Raw genomic sequence first — 22,898 nt, 5'->3', positions numbered from 1 at the left:
TCGAGGCCTGGGAACGCTACCCTTTGTGGACTCTTCGAAGCCGGCGAATGGGTTCCTAGACTTTCGCCGGATCGCTACGCACCCAGCCTGGCCGTCTCACCGGGGTCGGCGCGACGACGTCCAGCCTTGCTGGTGCAGCCGTTCGATGCCGTCCAGCAGCAGGTCCAGCGCGAACTCGAACTCGAACTGGTCGTCGCAGCCCTGCCCTACGACCGAGGCGTTGTCGTGAGACGCCGCTGTGGCGATCTCCGCGAGGTGCGGGAACCGGGCCGCGGCCTCCGGTGGTAGCGCCGCCGGCGGGTCCGGGTTGGCCGCGCCGGACCGGCCGGCGCGCCGGGAGGCGTCGAACAACTCCTGGCTGAAGCCCAGAATCCGGCTGCCCATCGCGTGCATCACGTGGTGGGCGAGGTCGGCGGAGAACCCGCCGGCCCGGAACGCCCCGACCATCGAGTCGAGGTAGGCGAGGATGGCCGGCGTCGCCATGTTCCGCGATTCGATCGCGAGCGGCGCCCAGGGGTGGCGCTGCAGCACCTGCCGTGCCGAGAGGATGCGCCGGCGGACCATGTGCTTCCAGTCGGCGCCGGGCATCAGCGGGTCGATCTCGCCGACGACCACGTCGATCATGCCGTCGAGCAGCTCGTCTTTGTTGGCCACGTGCTTGTAGAGAGCCATCGGCACGACGCCCAGATCCTGGGCGAGGTTGCGCATGCTGAGGGACTCGATCCCGGTCTCGTCGGCGAGCGCGACGGCGGCGCGCAGGACCCGGTCCCTGCTCAGCGGCGTCCGGCGCAGCGTTTCAGCCTGCTCAACCATCTCGGTCCTCGTCTTCCGGCGACGGTTGAACCATAACCGCCTTGACAGGTGTACGGCGTACACCTAATCTGCTGCTATGAGGTGTACGCCGTACACCTGAGGGAGGGGAAATGAAAGCGATCGTCCAGGACCGATACGGCCCGCCGGAGACCCTCACGCTCGCGGACGTCGACGCGCCGGTGCCCGCCGCCCACGAGGTGCTCGTACGGGTCGAGGCCGCCGCGCTCAACGCGTACGACTGGCATGCCATGCGTGGCGATCCATGGATGGCACGGTTGGCCATGGGCCGATCAAGGCCCCGAGCACGCATCCGTGGCCGCGACTTCGCCGGCCGGGTCGAGGCCGTTGGCACCCACGTTCGACAGGTGCGTCCCGGCGACACCGTCTTCGGCGACCTCGGCGAAGCCAACGGCGCGTTCGCCGAGTACGTATGCGTGCCCGAGAACCTCGTCGCGCCGAAGCCGGCGAACCTGACGCCGCAGCAGGCGGCCGCCCTGCCGCTGGCCGGTATCACCGCGCTCATGGGACTGCGCGACGTCGCGCAGGTCGAGCCCGGCCACCGCGTCCTCATCAACGGCGCCTCCGGCGGCGTCGGCACCCTGGCCGTCCAACTGGCCAAGCTGCTCGGCGCGACTGTGACCGGGGTGTGCAGCACCCGCAACGTCGACCTGGTCCGCTCCCTCGGCGCCGACCACGTCGTCGACTACACCCGAGACGACTTCACCCACGACGCACGCCGCTACGATGCCGTGTTCGACCTGGTCGGCAACCGCACCCTCACCGCGCTACGGCGGGCGCTGGTCCCAACCGGGACGCTGGTGCTCTCCGGCGGTGGCGTGTACCGCGGCGGCAGTCTCATCGGACCGGTCTGGCTCATCACACGCGGACGACTGCTGGCACCCTTCGTTCGACACCGCATCGTCACACTCACCACGGCACCCAGCTGGCAACACCTCGACACACTCCGCGCCCACGCCGAGGCCGGCCGCCTCACCCCGGTCATCGACCGGACCTATCCGCTCCACGAGGTGCCCCAAGCCATCCGGTACCTCGAAGGTGAACACGCGCGAGCGAAAGTCGTCATCACCATCTGACCTGCCAACCACCACCCCGACCAGGCCCCAGAGCCCGGAAGTCGCATGACGACCCAACGCCCCTCTTGATCGAGTCATGCTCTTGTTGGTCGGCGCGCGTCGACAACCACACCCATCGCGCGGACATCCCCTCCGCACCCCGTTGTTGCGGCCCAGGCGTCCCCGTCGATGTCCTGTACGACAGACAGCCGGCACCGGCACGGGCGCAGGCAGGTACCGACCCGCAGAGGAGTCTCGATGGGTATTCGTCGACCGTTCGCGGTCGGGGCGGCATTCGCCCTGGTTCTCACACTCAGCCCATCTGTCGCTTCTGCCGTCGTCGATGTCGGCTCTGCAGGTATCGACAGGCTTGACATAAGACGCGGTTCGCAGTCCGTGCGGCCCACCGACGTCCAGCTGGCCGCGGTGCGCGACCTGGTCGCCGCGTCGGGCGCCGGTACCCGGGTCAGTTGGGACGGGCGGTTCGGCACGCCTCGGACGATCCGCAAGGATGGCGGCTGGCTCACCGGGCCCAGGTCGGGTGATCCCGCCTCGGTGGCCCGGTCGTTCATCGACGCCAACCGTGACGCGTTCGGCCTCACAGCGACGGACGTCGCGTCGCTCACTGTCGTACGCGACCACGAACTCGTCGGTACCGGCACGCACGTGGTGAACTTCGCACAGACGTACGCGGGCCTGCCGGCGGTGCGCGGTGGCCGCCTCGGCGTGGCGGTGACCAGCGACGGCAAGGTTCTCTCCTACGCCGGCAATTCCGCCCGGAGCGGCGCGCTGCTGGCCACGCACAAGCTCTCCGCGGCCAAGGTGCTGGAGGGCGTGGCCGGCAAGCTCGCCCCCGGGGTGTCCTTCACGGCTGTGCCGGTCGGCGACCGCGCCGGCTACCAGGTGTTCGCCAAGGGACCGTTCGCCGGCGAGTCCTACGTACAGAAGGCGGCGTTCCCGACCCGGGACGGCGCCCGGCCCGCCTACCGGGTGCTGTTCATCAAGGCCCTCGACCAGGCGTGGGACACCGTCGTCGACGCGGCGACCGGGGAAACGCTGTACCAGGCGTCCCTGGTGGCGCACGACGCCGAAGGCACCGTATACGAGAACTACCCGGGAGCCCCGGCCGGCGGCGCCCCGGTGCGCAAATCGTTCGGGCCGACCGCCCAGTCTCCCTCGGGTTACGTCGACCCGACCGGGCTGGCGGGCCTGGCGGGCCCGACGACGCTCGGCAACAACGCCAACACCTACGCCAACTACTCGAACTTCCTGGTCCCCGCCGACCAGGGGCCGCGGCCGGTGAGCCTCACCGGGCAGTTCAACTACCCGTACACCGCGAACTGGGCCCGCAGCAAGGGCCAGTCCGTGCCGCCTGCCTACGTCCAGGACCTCGATCCGGCGGCGACCAACCTGTTCTGGCACCACAACCGCATCCACGACGAGCTTCGGGCGCTGGGCTTCACCGAGTCCGCCGGCAATTTCCAGGTCAACAACGGCGGCAACGGCGGGCAGGGTGGCGACCCCGTGCTGGGGCTGGTCCACGCCGGGGCGGCCACCGGCGGCGCCCCCACCTACACCGGCCGCGACAACGCCTACATGCTCACCCTCCCCGACGGCATCCCCGCCTGGAGCGGCATGTTCCTGTGGGAGCCGGTCAACGACACCTTCGAAGGGCCGTACTCCGACGGCAACTTCGACGCCTCCGTCATCGAGCACGAGTACGCGCACGGGCTGTCCAACCGGTACGTCAGCGGCGAGGACAACGCCCTCAACACCCACCAGTCCGGCTCGATGGGCGAGGGCTGGGGCGACTGGTATGCCCTGAACTACCTCTACGGCAACCAGCTCGCCACCACCGCCGTGGTCGGCCAGCACGCCACCGGCAACACCGAACGCGGCATCCGCAACTGGAGCTACGACCAGAACCCCACCGGATACGGCGACGTCGGATACGACCTCGGCGGCCCCGAGGTCCACTCGGACGGGGAGATCTGGACCACCATCCTGTGGGACATGCGCAAGGCACTCGTCGCCCGGTACGGGGAGGCCACCGGTGGTGAGATCGCTGCGCGGCTGATCACCGACGCGATGCCGCTGTCCCCGGCCGACCCGTCGTTCATCGACATGCGCGACGCCATCCGCACCGCCTTGGACAACCGCTACCACAGCCGCTCCGACTACGCCGCCCTCGTGGACGTCGTCTACGGCGCCTTCGCCAAGCGCGGCCTGGGCCTACATGCCGTCAGCGACGGCGGCGACGACACCGACCCCACCCCCTCCTACGAGCACCCGAACCCGGCCCGCAACGGCACCCTGACCGGCGCCGTCGTCAACGCGGCCACCGGCAAGCCCATCCCCGGTGCCCGCATCATGCTCGGCATGTTCGAAGCCAGGGTCACGGCGCTGCGGACGTCGTCAACGGACGGCGGGTTCTCCGCGCCGGTGGCCGCCGGCACCTACCCGGTGACGATCGCGGCCGAGGGCTTCGGCGCCCGGACCTTCCCGAGCATCAAGGTCACCGCCGGCAAGACCTCGGCGTTGCGGTTTGCCCTGGCACCCAACCTGGCCTCCGCCGCCAACGGCGCCACCATCGTGTCCACCACCACGACCGGCGCCGCCCGCCTTATCGACGACACCGAGGCCAGCACCTGGAAGACCACCCCGGGAACCGGGAACGCTGTGATCAAACTGGCCGCCCCGGCCCAGATCTCGTCGATCCAGGTCAGCGCCTTCGCCACCGCCCGATTCGAGGGACTGCGCGGGTTCACCCTGCAGGCCTCCAGCGACGGGACGAACTGGCAGACCGCCCTGACCAAGGCGGACGCCTTCACCTACCAGGCGCCTCGGCCGACCGCGCCCGACCTGCACTACAAGCAGTTCACCCTGCCGAAGCCGGTACAGGCGCAGTACGTGCGGTTCTGGGCCGACACCGCGCTCGGCGAGACCAAGACGGACGTGCAGACCGCCGAGCTGCAGGTCTTCTCCCCCACCGCCACCGGAGTCGAGCCACTGCCACCGTCACCGCCGGACGCTCCGGTGACCGACACCGGCGTCATCGCCACCGGAAACCCGTCCACCGGGACAGCCGACGACGCCACCGGCATCACCGCCACGGCGTTCAAGACGACCTGTGCGGTGCCGGCGGCACCGGCGCAGGGCGCCGACGGCTGGGTCACCGCGTTGCCGGACAGCTTCGGCGACGGCGCCCACGAGGCGCACGTGCAAAGCGAAAGCATTGCCCCGTACGACTTCGACCTGTACTTCTACGACGAGTCATGCACCCTGCTCGGCGCTGCGGCCTCCTCGGCCGCGGACGAGTCCGGCACGATCCCCAGCGGAACCCGCTACATCCTCACCCAGCTGTGGCTGGGCGCCGCGGTCCCGTTCACCCTCACCGCGACCGACACCAAGTGACCTGACCACACCTTTCTCCGAACCCGAGGCGGGGTGGTGTGCGCCGGCAGCCCGGCCACACCACCCCGCAGCCGCCAGCGGTTAGCCAGGGTCGGCGGCGAAGGCATCTATCCGGTCGTTGCGCGCTGTCGCACTAGGCAGCCTCGAGGACGAAGAACAGGTAGCGCAGGATGCACGACATGCCCTCCCCCGCACCCGCCGACGGCAGTCCGCCGCCGGACTCAGCGCCGACGGCGCGCAACGAACTGCTCACACCACTCGTGCTGCTGCTCGTCTCGGGCCTTCTGCTGGTGCTGTTTCTCTGCTGTGCCGCCTTTTGGCTGTACCACTAACTGGCCGTTCGTTGCGCTGGACCCGGAGCGCCAGTTTGGAGGCCCGTGCTCAAGCGGTCGTGATGCCCGAACCGCCTGTGGGCGGCGGTCGGCCCGGTCGCGTCTCGTGCCCGCTCGTGCCCGCTGCGGGCCACGGTTTACTGGCCCACGGATGGCCCATGCCGGCCTTCGGGCCAGCAGAAGATCACGGAGGGCTGGTCGTCTGGTGATCGCATGCTTCACTATCGCCCATGACGTGGCGAAGGACCGGGCTGGTGTTGGCGGTCATCCTGGCAGTGGTGGCCTTCATTGGCTGGCGCTGGTGGCACAACCACCCGCCGTACGGCCCGGAAGCGCTGGCCATCAAGTCCTCACTTCAGTTTGTCGGCCACGAGGAGGCTCAGGCCGCGCTCGGCAACAAGGTATACGCCCCACTGTCCAGCGGACGCGACCAGTTGGTGCTCGGGCGGGTTTCCTGGCAGACCCCGCCCAAGCCACTCGATGGCGGATACTTCGCGATCTTCCTCATTGACAAGCGCATCAAGCGCAAGGTGGGAAGCTTCAGCGCATCGTCGCCACGGCAGGAGGCCATCAGCGCCGGGTACGCCGGAGTGGAGAACAAGATCCCGGAGCGCTATCCCTGGCTGCAGGGCGCGGGCGACGTCAGAGAGGGAAACACCTGGTGGAGCTACGGCTCCAGACTGGCCGTGTACGACGGGGCCGCTTCGCCGCTTACGTTCGTCGCGCCCTTCCGGTATCTGGAGGGGCCGCAACGGGCGGCGGCTAGGGCGGCCACTGCACCGGTTGCGATGTCGGACCTGCTGCTGGCCTTGGTCTACCTGGGGTCCGATGGGCAGGTGTACTGGGCGCAGCGGCTCCAAGGCTAGTAGGGGATTTCCTCGTCGGACAGTCGCCAGACCGTCCAGCCTCCCTGGACGGGGACAAGGCGCAGCGCCCCACGGACGAGTCTCGATGACGGTTGTCAAACGGACCGTGCGGTGGACAGCAGCTCCTCGGTCGGGCAGGTTTGTGTCTGCCCAGGGTGCCGCGCCCTGGCATCGATGCCGGCACGCCGGGTTGCCTCGCCGGCGATCAGCCACACCAGCGATGTCGAACGAACGCCGGCCCAATCGACAGCAACCCGCCACGAGCGCGTCGAGTCCACGACACTCATCGGCCTCTCGACCAGTACGAGCAACCTCGGTGCGGCGTTACTCCGTCTCCTGTTCGTGGCACGAGCGAGAGGTCCCGCGCGGTGAACCCGGTTGCGAAGAGTGGGCGCCGGCGGCGCGGTGTCGTGGAGACCGCGTGGCTCCTGCTGCCGTGGCGCTCGCCGTCAGCTGGGCGCGCATGCCCGACGTGGCCTCGCCCGAGCTCGGCGCAGGGCCGGAGGCGGTGCCTGCGTTTTGCCTGGCCCGCCGCCGGTGCGACGTCCTGTAGGGGCCGCTCCACAACAAGACCCGCTACCGGCCCTCCGAAACCGTTCCCACCCCGGACGCGGCTCGACAAACCACATAGGCAAACCCCTGGCTCAGCGGTTGTCGCCGCTGCCACCCAGCACGCCGCGGTCCTGGCGGCTGGCCAGCTTGGCCAGGTTGGCCGCCGCGATGTCGTCCAGCGGCAGATCGAGGTAGTCGGCGAGCACCGCCACGTACCAGAGCACGTCACCGAGTTCCTTGGCTATGTCGGCCCGGTCGATCCGCGACTCGTCGCTGTCGAGGTCTCGGACCCACTTCTTGAACTTCTCGGCGATCTCACCCGATTCGCCGACCAGCCCGAGCACCAGGTGGAGCAGCTCGTTCCTCTTGTCACGTGGAGCGGCAGTACGGAGGGCGCCGCGCTGATACTCGTCCAGGTCCATGGCGGACCAGTATGACCGAACCCTTCACCAACCGGACCGCCGGAGCCGTTTCCGCCCGCGTTGACGGGGGAATTAGCGGACACTTAGACTTCCGTCGATTTGTTGCCTGCAACATTGTCCGGGTTTCTGCGCGGGCGGCGCTGCTCGTCGCCTGCGGCCCCATCGCGCAGCCACCCACGTGCCTGGAAGGGGCTGTCCATGTTGCGCATGCGTGCTTTCTGGCGAGGCTTGCGCCGCTTTCCGCGACGGGGCGCCACGGTGGCTTCCCTCGTCGCCCTGCTCGCCGCGATGGTCGTCGTCGAGGTGGGCGCGAGCGCCCCTGCGCTCGCGAACACGAGTCAGTTCAAGGGGGTCAACTGGGCCGACCCCAGGGACAACTACGCCGAGGACCCGATCGTCCTCTCGGGCGTGTCGGCAACCGACGACTATGCCACCACGTACACCAAGGCCACCTCGATCATCGGAGCGTTCGAGACCAACCTCGGCGCGAACACCGTGCGGCTGCCGATCAACCCGTACACCGTCAACGGGCCTCGCTGGGCTCCGTACACGGGTGCCATCGATGCCGCCGTGGCCAAGGGCTTCAAGGTCATCCTCAGCTACTGGGAGGGTTCCGCCCACAAGGACGGGCTGATCGACAACACCACCGCCTTCTGGAACATGTGGACCACGGTCGTCAACAAGTACGCCGGCAACGGCCTGGTCTACTTCGAGCCGATGAACGAGCCCCACGGGTACACCCAGAGCGCCTGGGCGAACGTCGCCGCCTCGTGGATCAGTACCTACCCGTCGGTCCCGAAGAACCGGATCTTCGTCAGTGGCACCGGGTACAACGACAACGTCACCAGCGTGTGCGCCGACAGCCGGTTGTCCGGAACCTTCCTTTCGCTGCACTTTTACGGGTTCTGGAACCCGACCGAGGTCAGCTACGCGGCCTGGGCCACCGACTTCCGGAACCGGATCGGTTCGTGCGCCTCCCGCACCGTTCTGGACGAGTGGGGTGCGCCCATGACGAGCGGGCTGAACTACAACGGCCCGGACAACGGCAACGCCTACATCGCCTACATCCAGGCCGTCAGCGACAACCTTCGCTTGCTGGGCATGGGCTCGGTCTACTGGCCGGGTTTGCGCGCCAACGACGGCTACAGCATGACCAGGCTCGGCCCCAATTACACCCTCATCAACAACAACGCCTCCGGGGTCAACCGGCTGCAGTGGTCGTGGGGCGGCGGCGGAACCTTCAACGCCCCGGTCCGCGGCGTCGCCTCCAACCGCTGCCTCGACGTGCCCAACTCCTCGACCACCTGGGGCACGAAGCTGTTCATCTACGACTGCAAGAGCAGCGCCAACCAGTTGTGGCTGCAGACTCCGTCGAAGACCCTGGTGGTGTACGGGAAGCTGTGCCTGGACGTCACTGGTGCCAGTACCACCGCTGGCGCACAGGTCCAGGTCTGGGACTGCAATGGGCTGCCGAACCAGCAGTGGAACATCAACAGCAACGGCACGATCACCAGCGTGCAGACCGGCTACTGCCTCGATGTGAACGGCGGCGGCACGGCCAACGGCACGAATGTCATCGTGTGGTACTGCAACGGCGGCGCGAACCAGCAGTGGAAACGCGCATGAGAGTCCACGGCCGGTAGCCCTGACCGCAACGGCCGCGCCTGGTGGGGTCGTTACGACGGTCCCACCAGGCGTCTGGCGGTTCGGCGCGTGCGCTGCAGCCGATGCCGGTAAGTATCGGAGTTCGGCCCGCTCCCTCGGTGCCGTGACTCGTCACAGCACCGAGGGAGCGCACGTGATGCGGCGGGAGCGGACCCGACACTGGGTTGCCCGTCCCCGCCGACGATCGGCGGGTTCAGTGGCAGACGGACGTGAGGCGCTCGTCGTCCTTCGGCTCACCGCCCGGGGCCGTGCTGAAGACATGGCAGCCGCTCGCGACGCCGTCGACGCGTAGGTACCCGCGCTCGCGTACCGTGGGCCACGCGCGGCCGTCGACGTACACGACAGCTGTGGCCGCGTCCCCGGCCGGGACGAAGACCGACGCGACCGTGTTGCCGGGCACGTATGCGCTGACGTCCGTGCGACCGTCATGGGTGTGGAACGCCGCGCCGATCCGGCCCTTCAGCGTGGGCAGCGTGACGCTCGCCCAGGTGACCGACTGCGGTTGGGGACGCAGGTCGAACGTTGCGTAGCCGGGTGTGGTCGGCCGGAGGCCGAACATGCCCTGCGGGATGTTGTACGCCGGCGAGGCGGCCCACGGGTGGGAGTAGGTCATGTTCGACTTCAGGGAGGCGTCCCACGCCTCCGCCGTGGCCCCCGCTCCGTTGGCGATCATGTTGAGCCAGCTGCGACGGCCGCTGTTGGTGAGCAGCTGGTAGGCCAGGTCGGAGCGGTCGCCGTTGTAGAGCGACTCGATGAGGAACGCGGCGCAGTACACGCTGCACTGCATGCCGCGCGAGCCGATGTAGTCCGCGGCGCGGGCCGCCTGATCGGCGTCGGGTACGCCGAACGCGCTGGCGAAGACACTGGCGTGGACCGCCCAGTGCTCGACCGGAGTACGGTCGGCGTTCAGGCCGTCCCGGTAGGCGCCCTTCGCGTCGTCCCACAACAGCTCGTTCATCGCGGAGCGGATCCGCTCCCCGGTGGTGGTGAAGGAGGCCGCGTCGTCGTCGCGGCCCAGCGCCTTCGCGATTGCCGCCATGTCCATGAAGCTGCGGTAGCCGATGGCGTTGATGACAGTGTTGTAGGGCCGGAAGACGAAGCCGTCCCGCTCCGACGCCGGCCAGTCGACGATGTCGCAGTCGGTCCGGCTGCCGCAACCATCGGATCCGGTGTTCTTGCGGATCAGGCCGGTGCTCTCCTCGATCCACTGGTCGGGCAGCTTCTCCCGTAGCTGGTCGTAGCTGCGCTCCAGTTGCGCCACGTCGCCGGTCTGCTGATAGCTGTCGTGCATCGCCAGAATCGTGTACATCGGCCACTCGGTGGGCCAGGTGCGCCGGGTGAGCAGGTAGTCGATGGAGTAATTGCCGAGGGACGGGTCCGCGGAGGTGAAGAAATTGGCCATCATCTGCAGGTAGCTGTCGGCCTCGTACGGCTCGCGCTCCCGCGTCCAGGAGTCGACGTACAGGTTGTGGTTGGTCGCCTCGACGGTGTTGCGCGACAGGCGCCAGACCTTGTCGAGGGCGTCGTCGGAGGAGTCGAACACGGCACTGTCGGCGTCGAACGGGTAGACCTGCGCGAGGGCCGGGAAGTCCTCGGCTCCTAGACCGGCCGGCGCGCCGATCACCTCGAGGTAGCGGAACACCCGCATGCCCCAGGTCTCGGCGTGCTGCGGCCCGTCGACGAGCGTCCAGCGGTCCTGGTACTGGTTGCCGGTCCGCATGTTGTAGCGGACGGTCTGCGGCGCGGAGAGCTCCTCGCCGAAGCGCAGCTCGAGGACCTGGCCGCTGTTGCCGTCCAGGTCGAGGCTCACGCCGCCGAGCCAGGTCCGGCCGTAGTCCACGAAGTAGTGGCCCGGCTCCTTCTCGACGACCTCGACCGGGTGTTCCAGCCGCTGCCGGACCTTGTCCGTGGGGGTGGCGACCAGCTTGGTGTACGGCGCCTTCGCCGCCGCCGGCTGCCACGCGGAGTCGTCGAAGCCGGGCTCGTCGAAGCCGGTCGGGTACGCCGCCACCTGCACGTTTTCCTTGGGTGCGGTGTAGTAGCCCGTGCCGATCGAGCCGGCCGACGGGTAGACGCCGGAGCCGTTGAGCGTGGTCCAGTTCTCCCCGGTGCCGAACGTCTGCCTCGTGCCGTCGACGTACTCCACGACCAGCTGCGCCTGGAAGCGCCGGTCGCTGGTGGTCCATGCGAGCGCGCCGAGTGCGTTGGCGCCGCCCTGCCGGACCAGGTCGGTCACGTCGAAGCCGTCGTACCGTGTCTCACCGGCGATGGACCGCGTGGGGCCGAGGCCGACGAAGTCGCCGTTGAGCCACAGCTTGTAGACGTACTGACGGCCTGGCTCGGGCGAGGAGCCGGTCGCGAAGACGGTCGCCCAGGCGACCTCCTTGTCAGCGGTGTTGAACTCGCCGCGGAGGAAGGCCCAGTCCGTGCTGCCGAGCCCGTAGACGCAGTTCTGGCCGGTGCCGACGTTCAGCCTCCCGCCGGCCACCGTGCCGCAGGCGAAGTCGGAGCTGGAGGCCTCGAAGTCGTTGGCGTAGAGCTTGCGCCCGTCGGGTGCGATGACCGTCAGGTTGTCCCAGCTGTTGCGCTCGCTGCCGCCGGTGCGGAACCCGATGCTGCCGCGCGTGAACCGCACGTTCTGCGTGGTGTCGATGAGCCGGTCGTCGAGCCAGGTGCGGACCGTGGAGCCCGAAACTCCGATCCGGAGCCGATAATCGGTGTTGCGTTGGAGCGCGACGCCCAGCGGGACTGTCTTCAGCTCCTGGAAGGTGCCGTTGACCCGCTGGTGCGGCGCGAGTTGGTTGACGCCGTCCCCCCTGAGCTGCCACATGAGGTAGTTGCTGGGGTCCTGCGCGTTGAACACGATGGTCGCGTTCTGCGTGGTGATCGAGAACGTCGTCTCGATCGTGTAGTCGCTCCACTGCAGCGGTGCGGGATCGCCGAGCCAGATCGGGTTGCTCTGCGCCCAGTCACCACCGAGGGAGGTGCCGAAGCCGGCGGGCTGCGACCACGGGGACACCTTCCCCGCGCCGTCCCATGTCCGGACCCGCCAGTGGTAGCGCTCGCCGCGGTCGAGGGTCTCCCCGGCGTACGCGACGTTCGTGCTCTCCGGGGACGTCACCTTCCGGGAGTCCCACACGAGGTCCTTGCCGGACTTCAGGCCGGAGAAGGTTTCCGCCACCTGGACCTGGTAGGCGGTCTGGTGCGCCGTCGGAACGTGCCAGCCGAGGAGCGGCGCATCGACGTCGTCGACGTCCGCCGGCCCGGAACGCTGCTCGACCGTGAGCGCCGACGGAAAAGCGTTGCCGGGCGCGGCCTCGCCCTGCGACGCGATGGGCAGTTCGACAACGACCGCGAGCCCGACGGCCAGCGCGAGGACCAGCGTCCGAGTGGCCACGCGTGGACGGGAGGCGTGCTTCAGGAACATCTGCGTCCCCTCTATTGAAACGTTCCAACGCCACGCCATGCTAACGATCGGTGACGCCGGTCACAAGATCCTGGCCGGACCCGGCCATGACCCCTCGATGATCCCGGTCCACCAGGCACCTTCCCTGGTTGCCGGCACGAGATCCTGCCCCCTACCTCATCCCCGGCGGCATGGCGTTTTCAACCCCGTCGAAGTGGTGCGCCCGTGCCGGGACGGCAGCTTCCGCTTCCAACTCGGCGTGCCTCAAGGTCGGTAGCCCGTCTTGTCGGCGTCGGTGATCTCGCGCAGCACTCGGGCCGGCGATCCGACGGCGATGACACCGGACGGGATCGAGCGGGTGACCACGCTCCCCGAACCGATGATTGTGTTGTCGCCGATGGTCACGCCCTGGTTGATGGTGGCGCCGCCGCCGATCCAGACGTGATCGCCGATCGTGACCGGCTTGGCGTAACACCCGCCGGCTGCCCGTTCGGCAGCATCGAGGGCGTGGTTCGAGGTGTAGATGCCGACGCGCGGGCCGAAAAGAACATGATCACCGACGGTGATGCCACCCCCGTCCAGCATCACACAGTCGAAGTTGGCGTAGAAGTGGTCGCCGACGCTGATGTTGAAGCCGAACTCGCAGCGGAACATCGGCTCGAAATGGCACTCCCGCCCAACCGCGCGGAGCAGTCGCCGCAGGATCGCCTCGCGCTGCTCCTGCGGCTGCCCGAAGCTGTCGTTGTACTCAGTGGTCAGCAGCACGGCCCGCTGCCGAGCCTGCACCAGTTCATCGGTGAGGTCGTTGTACATCCGGCCCGAGAGGATGTGCTCCCGCTGCGCTTCGAGCGTCACCGCATGATCCTTCCATCGTCCGGGCTGCGGCCGCTTGTCGGCACGCGAGAACCGCTCATCGCCCAGTTGGAGCCGTTCATCTCAATTGCAGGACCAGATGTCCGTGCGTCACCACCAGGCCACTTAGCGTGGTTCGCGCGTTGGCGATCAGACTAACGGCCGGCGATCCCGGTGCCTGACCGCCGAACGTACGGTCCCTGCTCGACCGGTCGCCTCGGGACCCTTCCTGCCCGGCCAAGTGCCGCCATGCAGAACTCACTGAGGGAGTCATTCCTGATGAACCAGCCACGCATGCCCTTAGTTACCACCGGGCTCGCCATCGCCACCGGCCTGGCAACCGTCGCCGCCCTCGTCGGACCAGTCGCCGCCGAGCCGAGCTCCGACGCCTCCACGCAGGCGACCTCGGTCACCACCGACCAGGTCGTCACCTGGGGCGCCAGCGCGGACCGGGTCGGCGGGTCGTTCGCCGACCAGACGGTCCGCAACATCATCCACACCAGCATCGGTGGCAGCGACCTGCGCATCTCGTTGTCGAACGTGTTCGGTGACCGCATCGTGACCTTCGACTCCGTCTACGTCGGCATTCAGAGCGAGGGCGCCGGGGTCGTACCGGGCACCAACCAGCAGGTCACCTTCGCCGGCGGCGAGTCGGTGACTGTTCCGAACGGTGCGGAGGTCCTCAGCGACCCGCTGCCAGGCGACGTGCCCGGCGACACCAATCTCACGGTCAGCATCCACGTCAAGGGTGCCAGCGGCAGCCTGACCGGACACAACCTGGCCATGCAGACCAACTACATCTCCGGGCCTGGTGATCACGCCGCGGACACCGATGGGACGGCCTTCACCCAGCAGGCGACCCGCTGGTACTGGGTCGATGCGCTGGTCGTCGACACGCGGCAGCAGGTCGACACTGTGGCCACGCTCGGCGATTCCATCACCGACGGCTACGGGTCCACCCGCGACGCCAACCACCGGTGGCCGGACTACCTCGCCCGCCGTATCGCGGAACAGCCCCCGGCGCACCAGTTCGGCATCATGAACGAAGGCATCTCCGGCAACCGGGTTCTCACCGACGGCGCCGGGGTGAACGTCCAGGCCAGATTCGACCGAGACGTGCTTTCCCAGCCCGACGTGCGCACCGTCATCCTCATGGAGGGCATCAACGACATCGGCGGCGGCGTCGCAACGTCGGCGGACCAGCTGATCTCGGCCTACCGGATGCTGATCGCCCGCGCCCACACCAACCACACCTGCATCCTCGGTGCCACGCTGACCCCGTTCGAGGGCGCCGGCTACTACAGCCCTGCCAAGGAAGTCATCCGCGAGGAGGTGAACACCTGGATCCGGACGAGCGGCGAGTTCGACGGGGTCATCGACTTCGATCAGGTCACCCGCGACCCCGCGAACCCCAAGCGGTTCCTGCCGGCCTACGACGTCGGCGACCACCTGCACCCCAGCGACGCCGGCTACCAGGCGATGGCCAACGCCATCGACCTCAGGCAGCTCGAGTGCAGCCGGTAGCGACACCAGCGCGCTAGGTCGGCAGTTCGTCGCACCCACCCCTGCCAGCGGCTGTGCAGACCGTCGTAGGGCCCGCGCCACGTCGGTGCGGGCCCTACGACGAGCGCTCGGGCACAACTGCCGTACCCCCCGCGATCTCACGGCGATCCGCACAGGTCGACAGCCGGCGCGCCATTCCCTCACCGGAACCTGCAAGCCGCTGCTGAGCGGAGCGTCCTGACCGGTAATGCGTTGGCACCGCGGCGGTCCAGGTACATGATCGGATCGGACCGCAACGGTCGGGCGGGACCGGGGTCCTTCGGCCAGGCTTGACGTCGAAGGGAGGCCTCGTGATCTCGGCACTCAACCGGCTTGTCGACCTTGTCGAAGAGCACCTCACCGAGGAGTTCGACGTCAACGGATTGGCCAGGGCGGTCGGCACGACCGAATACCACCTGCGGCGGATGTTCTCGTCGTTGGCCGGCATGCCGCTGTCGGAGTACGTGCGCCGGCGCCGCATGACCGTCGCCGCTGCCGACGTCGTCCGAGGCGAGGACGATCTGCTGAGCATCGCCGTCCGGCACGGATACGGCTCGACCGAGGCGTTCGGACGTGCGTTCCGGGCGGTACACGGCGCCGGCCCCGGTGACGTTCGCCGCGACGGAGGCCCCCTTCGCACACAACCGCAGCTCAGGTTCCGCCTGACCGTCGAAGGGAGCATCCCCATGGACACCCGCATCGTCGACCGCCCCGCATTCCGGCTCGCCGGACACGCAGCCCGGGTTCCGCTGATCCATCAGGGCATCAACCCGCACATCCAGCAGCACATCACGGCACTGCCGCCAGAGGCGCACCTGCGGCTGAAGGCCCTCGGCGACACCGAGCCGGGAGGCCTGCTGCAGGTCTGCGACGACCTCGACCCCGACGGCACGGAGGGCAGCGAGCTGACCTACCTGCACGGGGTCGCTGTCTCCCGGGACAAGCCGGCCCCCGACGACCTCGACACCATCGAGGTACCGGCCGGCAGGTGGGCGGTCTTCCGCACCGCCGGACCCCATCCGCAGGCCCTGCAGAAGACCTGGGCCGCGACCGCGACGGAGTGGTTCCCCTCCAACCCGTGGCGTCTGCGGCCAGGGCCCTCGATCGTCGCGATCCTCGAGCGCGCGGACGACTTCAGCACCGCGACCTGCGAGCTGTGGCTGCCCGTCGAACCGATCTGACGGACCCTGCGGATGTTGGGAACAGACGCGCCCAGCACCCGGCGTCCGACTCCGAACGATGCGTTACCGCGTGGCTCACAGATGGGTGACGCGATGCCTCGGCCGGTTCAGCTGTGACCTTGGAAGTCGCGTCGCGGGTCGAACAGGCTGATGGGGTGGAACGTCGAGCCGCTCGTCGCCAGGTCGGCGAGGATCTCGCCGACGACCGGGACGAACTTGAAGCCGTGACCGGAGAACCCGCAGGCCACCGTGACCTGCGGGTGCTCCGGGTGCGTCGCGATCACGAAGTGCTGGTCGAGCGTGTTGGTGTACATGCAGGTCGCCGCCCGCAGCAATCGCCCCGGAAGGGCGGGCAGGACTCCGGCCAGGTGTTCCCGCATGTCCTGGATCTCCTCCGGGTGCACCTGCCGATCGATGGTCTCCGGGGTGCAGACCTGACCGCGCCGGAAGAACGCCACCTTGGCACCGCCGTCGGGCCCGTCGATGGCCGGGAAGCCGTAGATCTGCGTGCCGGCGCCGTCCTCGTGGATGTAGATGGGATGCCGCCCGGGTTGGAAGGGGCCCACCCCGGTCTCCGGCTGGAACCAGTACATGACCTGCCGCTCGACGCTGAACGGCACACCGAGGTCGGCGAGGAGTGCCGGGGCCCACGCCCCGGGGCAGACGACGAGCCGGCCAGCTGTGTAGAAACCCCCCTCGGTCGTCACTCGCACGCCGCCGTCGGGCAGCGCCTGCCATCGCCGCACCGGCTCGTTGTAGCGGAGGTCGGCGCCGTCCCGTCCGGCCAGCTCGAGGTGAGCGGCCACGGTCGCCTCGGGGCGAACGAAGCCGGCCTTGGCCTCGAAGAGCGCCACCTCCTCATCCCGGGGACTGAAGGTCGGGAAGCGGCGACGTAGCTCCCTTGCGTCGAGGATCTCGTGCGGCAGGTCCCACTCGCGCGAAGCGCGCAGACTGCCGGCGAAGGTGTGGCTCTCCGGCCGGCCGACAAACACACCGCCGGTGAGCGAGATGATCTCCCGTCCGGCATCGCGTTCCAGCTTGTCCCACAGCTCGTACGCCCGAAGCAGGAGCGGCACATAGGCCGGATCCTCGAAGTACGACTGCCGGGTGATGCGCGAGCCGCCGTGGCTGGACCCGCGGTCGTGCGCCGGCCCGAACTGCTCCAGACCAAGCACACGCTGCCCCCGCGCGGCCAGGTGGTAGGCGGCGCTGCTGCCCATCCCGCCGAGCCCCACGACGATGACGTCATAGGCCGCCATTTCTACGCCTCCAGCCTCCCTGCGTCATTCGACCAGGACGCTACACGCCTGGCGCGCTGCTGCCGCACAAGATCCAAACGGTCGCCTCCCGCACAGGGAACCGCCCTTGGCCAGCTCGCAACGCCGCTTGGTCGGGCATTGGCGTGAGAGCCAGTTGAACCGCCGCCTTACCCGCACCGTCCGGCGGTCAACCCAGCGTCGGAGTCGGCCCGACAGCGTGCGGCGGGATGGTCGGGCAGGCGTGCGCGGCCGGCGGGTACGACCGGACCGGCTGATAGATCAACGTCTCTGTCGACCGTTCGGCTGGGCAGAACAGCAGGTCAGCCGGGTTTCGATCCCGGATGTTACTTGTCGGTAGCCCATTGACGGCCACGAACGCCAGTCCTACCGTTCCACTCAATCGAACGGCGTACGGTTCACCCGAACACTCCTCGGCCAAGCCGAGCACGGCCCGAACAGGAAGGCCGAGCATGCCTGATGACAAGCTCCGTACCCTCCTCTCCTCAGTTCAGCTCGGCTCCGTCCAGCTCCGCAACCGGGTCTTCGTCCCCGGACACACCACCAACTTCGGCCGGGACAACGTGCCCACGCAGCGACTCGTCGCATACCACGAGGAGCGCGCCAGCGGCGGCGTCGGCCTGATCATCACCGAGGCGATCCGGGTCCACCCGACCAGCGCGGGCCGCAGCATCAGCCTCGGCAGCTTCGACGACTCGTCGATCCCGGCGTACGCAGCGACGGCCGAGGCGGTCCACGCACACGGCGCGCACATTTTCGCCCAGATCATGCATGCCGGGCGGCAGGCCAACGGGGATGCCACCCGTACCGCCGCCTGGTCGTCGTCCCCGGTGCCCTGGGCGGCCGGCGCCCACGTACCGCATGCCATGGGACGTCGGGACATCGCGGTGATCGTCCACGCGTTCGCCGCAGCGGCCCGGCGGATGCGGCAGGCCGGCTTCGACGGGCTGGAGGTGCATGCCGGACACGGCCACCTGCTCCAGCAATTCCTCTCACCGCACACCAACACGCGCGCGGACGAGTACGGCGGCAGCCTCGACAACCGAATGCGGTTGACCCGGGAGGTGCTGACGGCCGTGCTGGCCGCCGCTCCCGAGTTGCCCGTCGGACTGCGGGTCAGCGCCGACGAGTTCCTGCCCGGCGGGCTCGACCCGGCGGCGGTGCTGGAGATCGTCGGCAAGCTGCGCGCCGACTTCCCGCTGGCATACGTGCACGTCAGCCACTCCGCCTATCACGGCAGCTACACGCTGGCGACGCAGATCGCCGACATGACCTTCGGCCACGCCCCGTTCCGGCACCACGCCGCGTTGTTCAAGCGAGAGTTCCCCGACCTGCCGGTGCTGGCGGTGTGTCGGCTCGACAGCCTGCCCGAGGCGGCCGAGCTGATCGCCGCCGGCGAGGCCGACCTGGTCGGGCTGGCCCGCCCGCACATCGCCGACCCGCACCTGGTGCGCAAGGCGGCCGAGGGCCGCCAGCACCAGACACGCGCCTGCCTGGCCTGCAACCAGGGGTGCATCGGCCGGTTGGAGGCGAGCCTGCCGATCTCCTGCGTGGTCAACCCGGAGGTCGGCGCCGAGCGGGAATGGTCGCAGGCCTGGCCGGAGCTGCCCGGGCCGGCCGGTATCCGCCGGGTCCTCGTGGTCGGCGGTGGTCCCGCCGGTCTGGAGGCCGCGATCGCCGCCCGGCGGGCCGGGCACCAGGTGACCCTGGTCGAGGCACGCGAGCGGCTCGGCGGCCAGGTGGAGCTGGCCGCGCGGGTGCCCGGACGGCAGCGGTTCGGCCTACTCACCCAGGACCTGGCGCGCGACGTGCGGGCCGCCGGTGTGCAGGTGCGGCTCGGCCGCCGGATCAGTGTTGAGGAGGTGCTGGCCGGCGACTACCAGGACGTCATCCTGGCGACCGGGTCCCGCCCCGCCCGCCGGTCGCTGCCGGACGGCCCACCGGTGATCGACCTCTGGCAGGCGGTCGACCGCCTGGCCGATCCGGCCTTCCGGCCCTCCGGCGCCGTGGTGGTTCTCGACGACGAGGGCACCTGGGCGGCGGCCTCGATCGCGGAGAACCTCGCCCGGCGGGGAGCCCGCGTCCACCTGGTCTCCCCCACCGCCGGGTTGAGCGCCCGGATCACGACGTACTCGCGGCTGGCGCTGCTCAAACGCTTCGCGGACCTGGGCGTCGTGGCCCATCCACTACGGGCCGTCCGCGGGGCTGGCGCTTCGGCGGTCACCCTCACCGGCCCGCTCGCCGGCGACGACCTCCGCCTCGACGAGGTCACCGCGGTGGTCGATGCCGGCTCGGCGCTCGCCGACGACGAGCTGTACCGACAGCTCGACGCACTGCCCGACGGTCCGCGAGTCCACCTCGTCGGCGACGCCAACGCCCCCCGGACCGCCTTCGAGGCCGTCTACGAGGGGCGGTTGGCGGGCGCATTCCTTGGCAGCTACGACACCGCCTCCGCGCAGCGGGTGCTGCACGCTCACTGACCCGTCCACCCGGTCGCCCGGCCCGCCCTGGTCGACCGTCCCCCACCACAGTCCGAAGAGGAGACAAGGCATGTTCGATGTCGAGGAGCGCCTCACCTTGGATGAGCGTTCCGCCGTGGATTTCGTCCTCAGTCTGCGCAAGCGCTGGGCGGACACCGTCTACCCCGCGCTGCGCCAGGAATACGGCGCCACCGGCTCGCCGGCGACGACAGTCGCTGACGCCGGGCAGGTGCTGCGCGGCCTCCCGCTGTACCCGTGGTTCAGCCACCTGGAGCGGGTCCAGCAGAAGATGTTGTGGAAGCTCGCCGGCGACGCGGTGCTGAGCCGCCGCGATGAGCTGGCCGACCAGATGAAGGCGCTGCCCGAGCAGCCCGCGGGCTCCCTCGAGCTGGACCCGGAGCTGGACCTTCCGGACTGGTACACCGATTACGACATCCACATCCAGCCGGGGAGCTTCTTCTCCGACGACATGTCGGCGTATGTGTACGAGTTCGGGGCGCGCATCGTCATGCTGCGCGACAACGACGGCTACAAGTTCCACAAGCTGTTCACCGAGACCGCGCTGCCGGAGCTGCCGGCGGCGACGCGGGTGGTCGACATCGGCTGCGGGTTCGGCAAGAGCACCCGCCCGCTGGTGGGCCGGTACCCGACGGCGCAGGTGATCGGCGTCGACCTGGCCGCCCCTGGGCTGCGGCTCGCCCACGCCGAGGCGGAGGCGGCCGGGCTGGCCGTCGACTACCGCCAGGTCGACGGCCGGGCGACCGGCTTCGAGGCCGACAGCTGCGACGTCGTCACCGGGACAATGGTGCTGCACGAGATGCCGGCCGACGCGATCCGCGAAACGATCGAGGAGGCGGCCCGCCTGCTCAAGCCGGGCGGCTCGCTGCGGTTCCTGGAGTTCATGCTCACCGGCGACCCGCTGCGCGACGCCACCATCTATGAGCACGCCGAGCGGAACAACGAGCCCTTCTTCCGGGCCCTGTTCGGCTCCGACCTGATCGCGGTGTGCACCGAGGCCGGTCTCACCGACGTGTCCTGGACCCCGTTCGACGAGCGCCGAAGCGGTGTCCAGCCGCAGGGCTGGGGCGACCGTTCGGAGTGGCACTTCCCCTGGGCCGTACTGGCCGCGACCAAGCCGGAGGCGTGATGAGCACCGAGTTCGACTACTTCGGAGACCCCAAGGTCGGCAAGCTGCTCGACCTGCTGTTGCAGCTCTCCACCGAGCTGCACGTGACCCGGCAGCGGTTGCGCGTCGTGGAGGCGTTGCTGGTCCGCGGGAACATCCTCGGCGCGGGCGCCGTCGACGGTTTCGTGGCCGGGCAGGAGGAGCAGCAGGTCCTCGACCGCGAACGGGACGAGCTGCTGGCCCGACTGATGCGGATCCTCACCGAGCACGGTCCCGCCGAGCACCCGCTGCGGGACCAGTGGGAGGCGGCGCTGAGCGGCAAGACCGGCTGATGGGTATCCACGACGGGGTCCGACTGGTCGACCACTACCTGCAGCTGTGCGAGGACCGCAACCTCGACGAGGCCGGCCGGTTCCTCGCGCCGGGAGCGCGGCTGGTCTTCCCCGCCGGCCGGGAGTACTCCTCCCTGAAGCAGATGGCGGCCGCGTCGACCGGGACCTACCGGTGGGTCCGCAAACACCGCGACCGGTACCTGGTGGGCGACGCCGAGGGACGGATCTCGGTGACCTCACTCGGGCGGCTGTACGGGCAGTGGCACGACGGCAGCCCGTTCGATGGCATCCGCTATGCGGACGTGTTCGTCCTCGACGACGGGCTGATCGTCGAGCAGCACGTCTACAACGACCTGGCGATCGCCGCCTCGCTGCTGAACACCTGATTGACGGTCGCCGCCATCGGCGGCCGGCCGGACCTTCCGACTGATGACGAGGTGTTGGAGATGAAACGCACGTGGGGTTTGCTGCCGGCGGCACTGGCCGCCGCGCTGGTCCTGTCCGCATGCGGCGGTGGCTCCGATGAGGGGTTCACGGCCGGCGGCGGGACCAAGGAGGCCAAGGTGACGATGGCGATCGCCTCCGCGGTGATCGGCCCCAAGGAGGAGGTGGCCGTATACGCGGTCGCCAAGGAGCTCGGCTACTTCGCCGACGAGAAGCTGACCATCGACACCATCAACGCCGACGGTTCGGTCGCCGCGCTGCAGGCGGTCGCCTCGGGCAGCGCCGACATCACCGCCGCCGATTCCGGCTCGGTGCTCGGCGCCGCGGAGAAGAACGTCCCGATCAAGGCGATCGGCGGCCTGGTGCAGAACTGGCCCTGGGTGATGGCGGTCAAGCCGGACAGCACCATCGCCGGCGGCGCCGACCTGCGCGGCAAGAAGATCGGTGTGATCAGCCTGGCCTCCGGCTCCGCCCCGTACGCCCGCGCCTACGTCCGGGCGGCCGGGCTGGACCCGGCCAAGGACGTCGAGTTGCTGCCGGTGGGTGTCGGGGCGCCGGCCGCCGCCGCGCTCAACGACGGCAAGGTTGACATGCTGGCGCTCTACACCCAGGCGTACGCGGTGATCGAGAACTCGGGCATCCAGCTGAAGTACCTGACCAACCCGGACATCTTCACCGGCATCCGCTCGCTGACCTTCAGCGTCGGGGCGCGCGACTTCGCCGACAAGCGGGACGTGTACACGCGGTTCCTGCGCGCGGGGTACAAGGCGATGCTCTTCTCGGCGAAGAACCCGGAAGCCGCCATGCGGATCGGTTACAAGGTGTTCCCGCAGATCCTGGCCGGCAAGACCGTCGACGAGCGGCTGGCTGCCGACACCAAGAGTCTGACGGCCTGGCTGAAGACGGCCACCCCGGCCAGCGGCACGCCGGAGCAGTTCGCCGACTGGGGCGCGATCAGCGACCAGGAGTGGGCGAAGACCCAGGCGTACACCAAGGAGGCCGGCCAGATCACCGGCGAGGTCGACCTGAAGAAGCTGTGGGACCCGAGCCTGCTCTCCGGTGCCAACAACTTCGACAAGGCGGCGGTGCTCGACAAGGCCGCCCACTACACCGTCAGCTAG

General features: G+C 69.2%; 17 protein-coding genes. 11 read left to right on the top strand and 6 right to left on the bottom strand.

Annotated features, from left to right (window positions below; all coding sequences use genetic code 11):
- Positions 1-96: 96 nt before the first annotated feature.
- The gene (locus ACGF4F_RS19580) at positions 97-813 is read right to left on the bottom strand and encodes a TetR/AcrR family transcriptional regulator C-terminal domain-containing protein (RefSeq protein ID WP_357439167.1); all 717 of its coding nucleotides are present in this window, start codon (positions 811-813) and stop codon (positions 97-99) included.
- Positions 814-923: 110 nt separating this feature from the next.
- On the opposite strand from ACGF4F_RS19580, the gene ACGF4F_RS19575 reads away from it, so the two are divergent.
- The 3 genes from ACGF4F_RS19575 to ACGF4F_RS19565 all read left to right on the top strand — a co-directional run bounded on the left by ACGF4F_RS19575 (position 924) and on the right by ACGF4F_RS19565 (position 6,498).
- A complete protein-coding gene (locus ACGF4F_RS19575) occupies positions 924-1,907 on the top strand; it encodes an NAD(P)-dependent alcohol dehydrogenase (RefSeq protein ID WP_393079003.1) in 984 nt (327 codons plus the stop codon).
- 375 nt (positions 1,908-2,282) lie between these two features.
- Positions 2,283-5,300 (top strand): M36 family metallopeptidase, encoded by a 3,018-nt coding sequence (locus ACGF4F_RS19570; protein WP_357439172.1) that lies wholly within the window; start codon positions 2,283-2,285, stop codon positions 5,298-5,300.
- 586 nt (positions 5,301-5,886) lie between these two features.
- Positions 5,887-6,498, top strand: coding sequence for a hypothetical protein (locus tag ACGF4F_RS19565; RefSeq protein ID WP_357439175.1), 612 nt, complete (start codon positions 5,887-5,889; stop codon positions 6,496-6,498).
- 95 nt (positions 6,499-6,593) lie between these two features.
- Here ACGF4F_RS19565 and ACGF4F_RS19560 read toward each other — a convergent pair whose 3' ends face one another.
- Both ACGF4F_RS19560 and ACGF4F_RS19555 read right to left on the bottom strand, forming a co-directional pair.
- The gene (locus tag ACGF4F_RS19560) at positions 6,594-6,785 is read right to left on the bottom strand and encodes a hypothetical protein (protein WP_357439178.1); all 192 of its coding nucleotides are present in this window, start codon (positions 6,783-6,785) and stop codon (positions 6,594-6,596) included.
- Between the two features lie 357 nt (positions 6,786-7,142).
- A complete protein-coding gene (locus tag ACGF4F_RS19555; protein WP_357439180.1) occupies positions 7,143-7,472 on the bottom strand; it encodes a nucleoside triphosphate pyrophosphohydrolase family protein in 330 nt (109 codons plus the stop codon).
- 258 nt (positions 7,473-7,730) lie between these two features.
- Between ACGF4F_RS19555 and ACGF4F_RS19550 the strand changes: the two genes are divergently transcribed.
- On the top strand, positions 7,731-9,098 hold the full coding sequence (locus ACGF4F_RS19550) for a ricin-type beta-trefoil lectin domain protein (RefSeq protein ID WP_393078998.1): 1,368 nt from the start codon (positions 7,731-7,733) through the stop codon (positions 9,096-9,098).
- 232 nt (positions 9,099-9,330) lie between these two features.
- Here ACGF4F_RS19550 and ACGF4F_RS19545 read toward each other — a convergent pair whose 3' ends face one another.
- Positions 9,331-12,534, bottom strand: coding sequence for a family 78 glycoside hydrolase catalytic domain (locus tag ACGF4F_RS19545; RefSeq protein WP_357439185.1), 3,204 nt, complete (start codon positions 12,532-12,534; stop codon positions 9,331-9,333).
- A gap of 273 nt (positions 12,535-12,807) precedes the next feature.
- Positions 12,808-13,398, bottom strand: a complete 591-nt coding sequence (locus ACGF4F_RS19540) for a sugar O-acetyltransferase (RefSeq protein WP_357439188.1) — start codon at positions 13,396-13,398, stop codon at positions 12,808-12,810.
- A 276-nt stretch (positions 13,399-13,674) separates the two neighbouring features.
- On the opposite strand from ACGF4F_RS19540, the gene ACGF4F_RS19535 reads away from it, so the two are divergent.
- Together ACGF4F_RS19535 and ACGF4F_RS19530 are read left to right on the top strand one after the other, a co-directional pair.
- A complete protein-coding gene (locus tag ACGF4F_RS19535; RefSeq protein ID WP_357439190.1) occupies positions 13,675-14,919 on the top strand; it encodes an SGNH/GDSL hydrolase family protein in 1,245 nt (414 codons plus the stop codon).
- A 329-nt stretch (positions 14,920-15,248) separates the two neighbouring features.
- The gene (locus ACGF4F_RS19530) at positions 15,249-16,118 is read left to right on the top strand and encodes an AraC family transcriptional regulator (protein ID WP_357439193.1); all 870 of its coding nucleotides are present in this window, start codon (positions 15,249-15,251) and stop codon (positions 16,116-16,118) included.
- Between the two features lie 107 nt (positions 16,119-16,225).
- Here ACGF4F_RS19530 and solA read toward each other — a convergent pair whose 3' ends face one another.
- Positions 16,226-17,377: an N-methyl-L-tryptophan oxidase gene (gene solA, locus ACGF4F_RS19525; RefSeq protein WP_357439195.1), complete on the bottom strand. Its 1,152-nt coding sequence runs from the start codon at positions 17,375-17,377 to the stop codon at positions 16,226-16,228.
- 470 nt (positions 17,378-17,847) lie between these two features.
- On the opposite strand from solA, the gene ACGF4F_RS19520 reads away from it, so the two are divergent.
- The 5 genes from ACGF4F_RS19520 to ACGF4F_RS19500 all read left to right on the top strand — a co-directional run bounded on the left by ACGF4F_RS19520 (position 17,848) and on the right by ACGF4F_RS19500 (position 22,898).
- Positions 17,848-19,875, top strand: a complete 2,028-nt coding sequence (locus tag ACGF4F_RS19520; RefSeq protein ID WP_357439198.1) for an FAD-dependent oxidoreductase — start codon at positions 17,848-17,850, stop codon at positions 19,873-19,875.
- 70 nt (positions 19,876-19,945) lie between these two features.
- Positions 19,946-21,022, top strand: coding sequence for a methyltransferase domain-containing protein (locus ACGF4F_RS19515; protein WP_357439201.1), 1,077 nt, complete (start codon positions 19,946-19,948; stop codon positions 21,020-21,022).
- A complete protein-coding gene (locus ACGF4F_RS19510) occupies positions 21,022-21,333 on the top strand; it encodes a hypothetical protein (protein ID WP_073837166.1) in 312 nt (103 codons plus the stop codon). The genes ACGF4F_RS19515 and ACGF4F_RS19510 overlap by 1 nt, the downstream gene beginning before the upstream one ends.
- Positions 21,333-21,719: a nuclear transport factor 2 family protein gene (locus tag ACGF4F_RS19505; protein WP_357439206.1), complete on the top strand. Its 387-nt coding sequence runs from the start codon at positions 21,333-21,335 to the stop codon at positions 21,717-21,719. The genes ACGF4F_RS19510 and ACGF4F_RS19505 overlap by 1 nt, the downstream gene beginning before the upstream one ends.
- A 60-nt stretch (positions 21,720-21,779) precedes the next feature.
- Positions 21,780-22,898: an ABC transporter substrate-binding protein gene (locus ACGF4F_RS19500; RefSeq protein WP_357439208.1), complete on the top strand. Its 1,119-nt coding sequence runs from the start codon at positions 21,780-21,782 to the stop codon at positions 22,896-22,898.

This window comes from Micromonospora sp. NPDC047740 (genome assembly GCF_043204735.1).
Taxonomy (GTDB): Bacteria; Actinomycetota; Actinomycetes; order Mycobacteriales; family Micromonosporaceae; genus Micromonospora.
The sequence above is the reverse complement of the archived record's forward strand: the minus strand, read 5'-3'. Positions and strand labels throughout refer to the sequence as shown.

Coding starts and splice junctions, on each gene's coding strand:
- ACGF4F_RS19580 (WP_357439167.1), bottom strand. CDS start 813: ATGGTTGAGCAGGCTGAAACGCTGCGCCGGACGCCGCTGAGCAGGGAC.
- ACGF4F_RS19575 (WP_393079003.1), top strand. CDS start 924: ATGAAAGCGATCGTCCAGGACCGATACGGCCCGCCGGAGACCCTCACG.
- ACGF4F_RS19560 (WP_357439178.1), bottom strand. CDS start 6,785: ATGAGTGTCGTGGACTCGACGCGCTCGTGGCGGGTTGCTGTCGATTGG.
- ACGF4F_RS19555 (WP_357439180.1), bottom strand. CDS start 7,472: ATGGACCTGGACGAGTATCAGCGCGGCGCCCTCCGTACTGCCGCTCCA.
- ACGF4F_RS19535 (WP_357439190.1), top strand. CDS start 13,675: ATGAACCAGCCACGCATGCCCTTAGTTACCACCGGGCTCGCCATCGCC.
- solA (WP_357439195.1), bottom strand. CDS start 17,377: ATGGCGGCCTATGACGTCATCGTCGTGGGGCTCGGCGGGATGGGCAGC.
- ACGF4F_RS19520 (WP_357439198.1), top strand. CDS start 17,848: ATGCCTGATGACAAGCTCCGTACCCTCCTCTCCTCAGTTCAGCTCGGC.
- ACGF4F_RS19515 (WP_357439201.1), top strand. CDS start 19,946: ATGTTCGATGTCGAGGAGCGCCTCACCTTGGATGAGCGTTCCGCCGTG.
- ACGF4F_RS19510 (WP_073837166.1), top strand. CDS start 21,022: ATGAGCACCGAGTTCGACTACTTCGGAGACCCCAAGGTCGGCAAGCTG.
- ACGF4F_RS19505 (WP_357439206.1), top strand. CDS start 21,333: ATGGGTATCCACGACGGGGTCCGACTGGTCGACCACTACCTGCAGCTG.
- ACGF4F_RS19500 (WP_357439208.1), top strand. CDS start 21,780: ATGAAACGCACGTGGGGTTTGCTGCCGGCGGCACTGGCCGCCGCGCTG.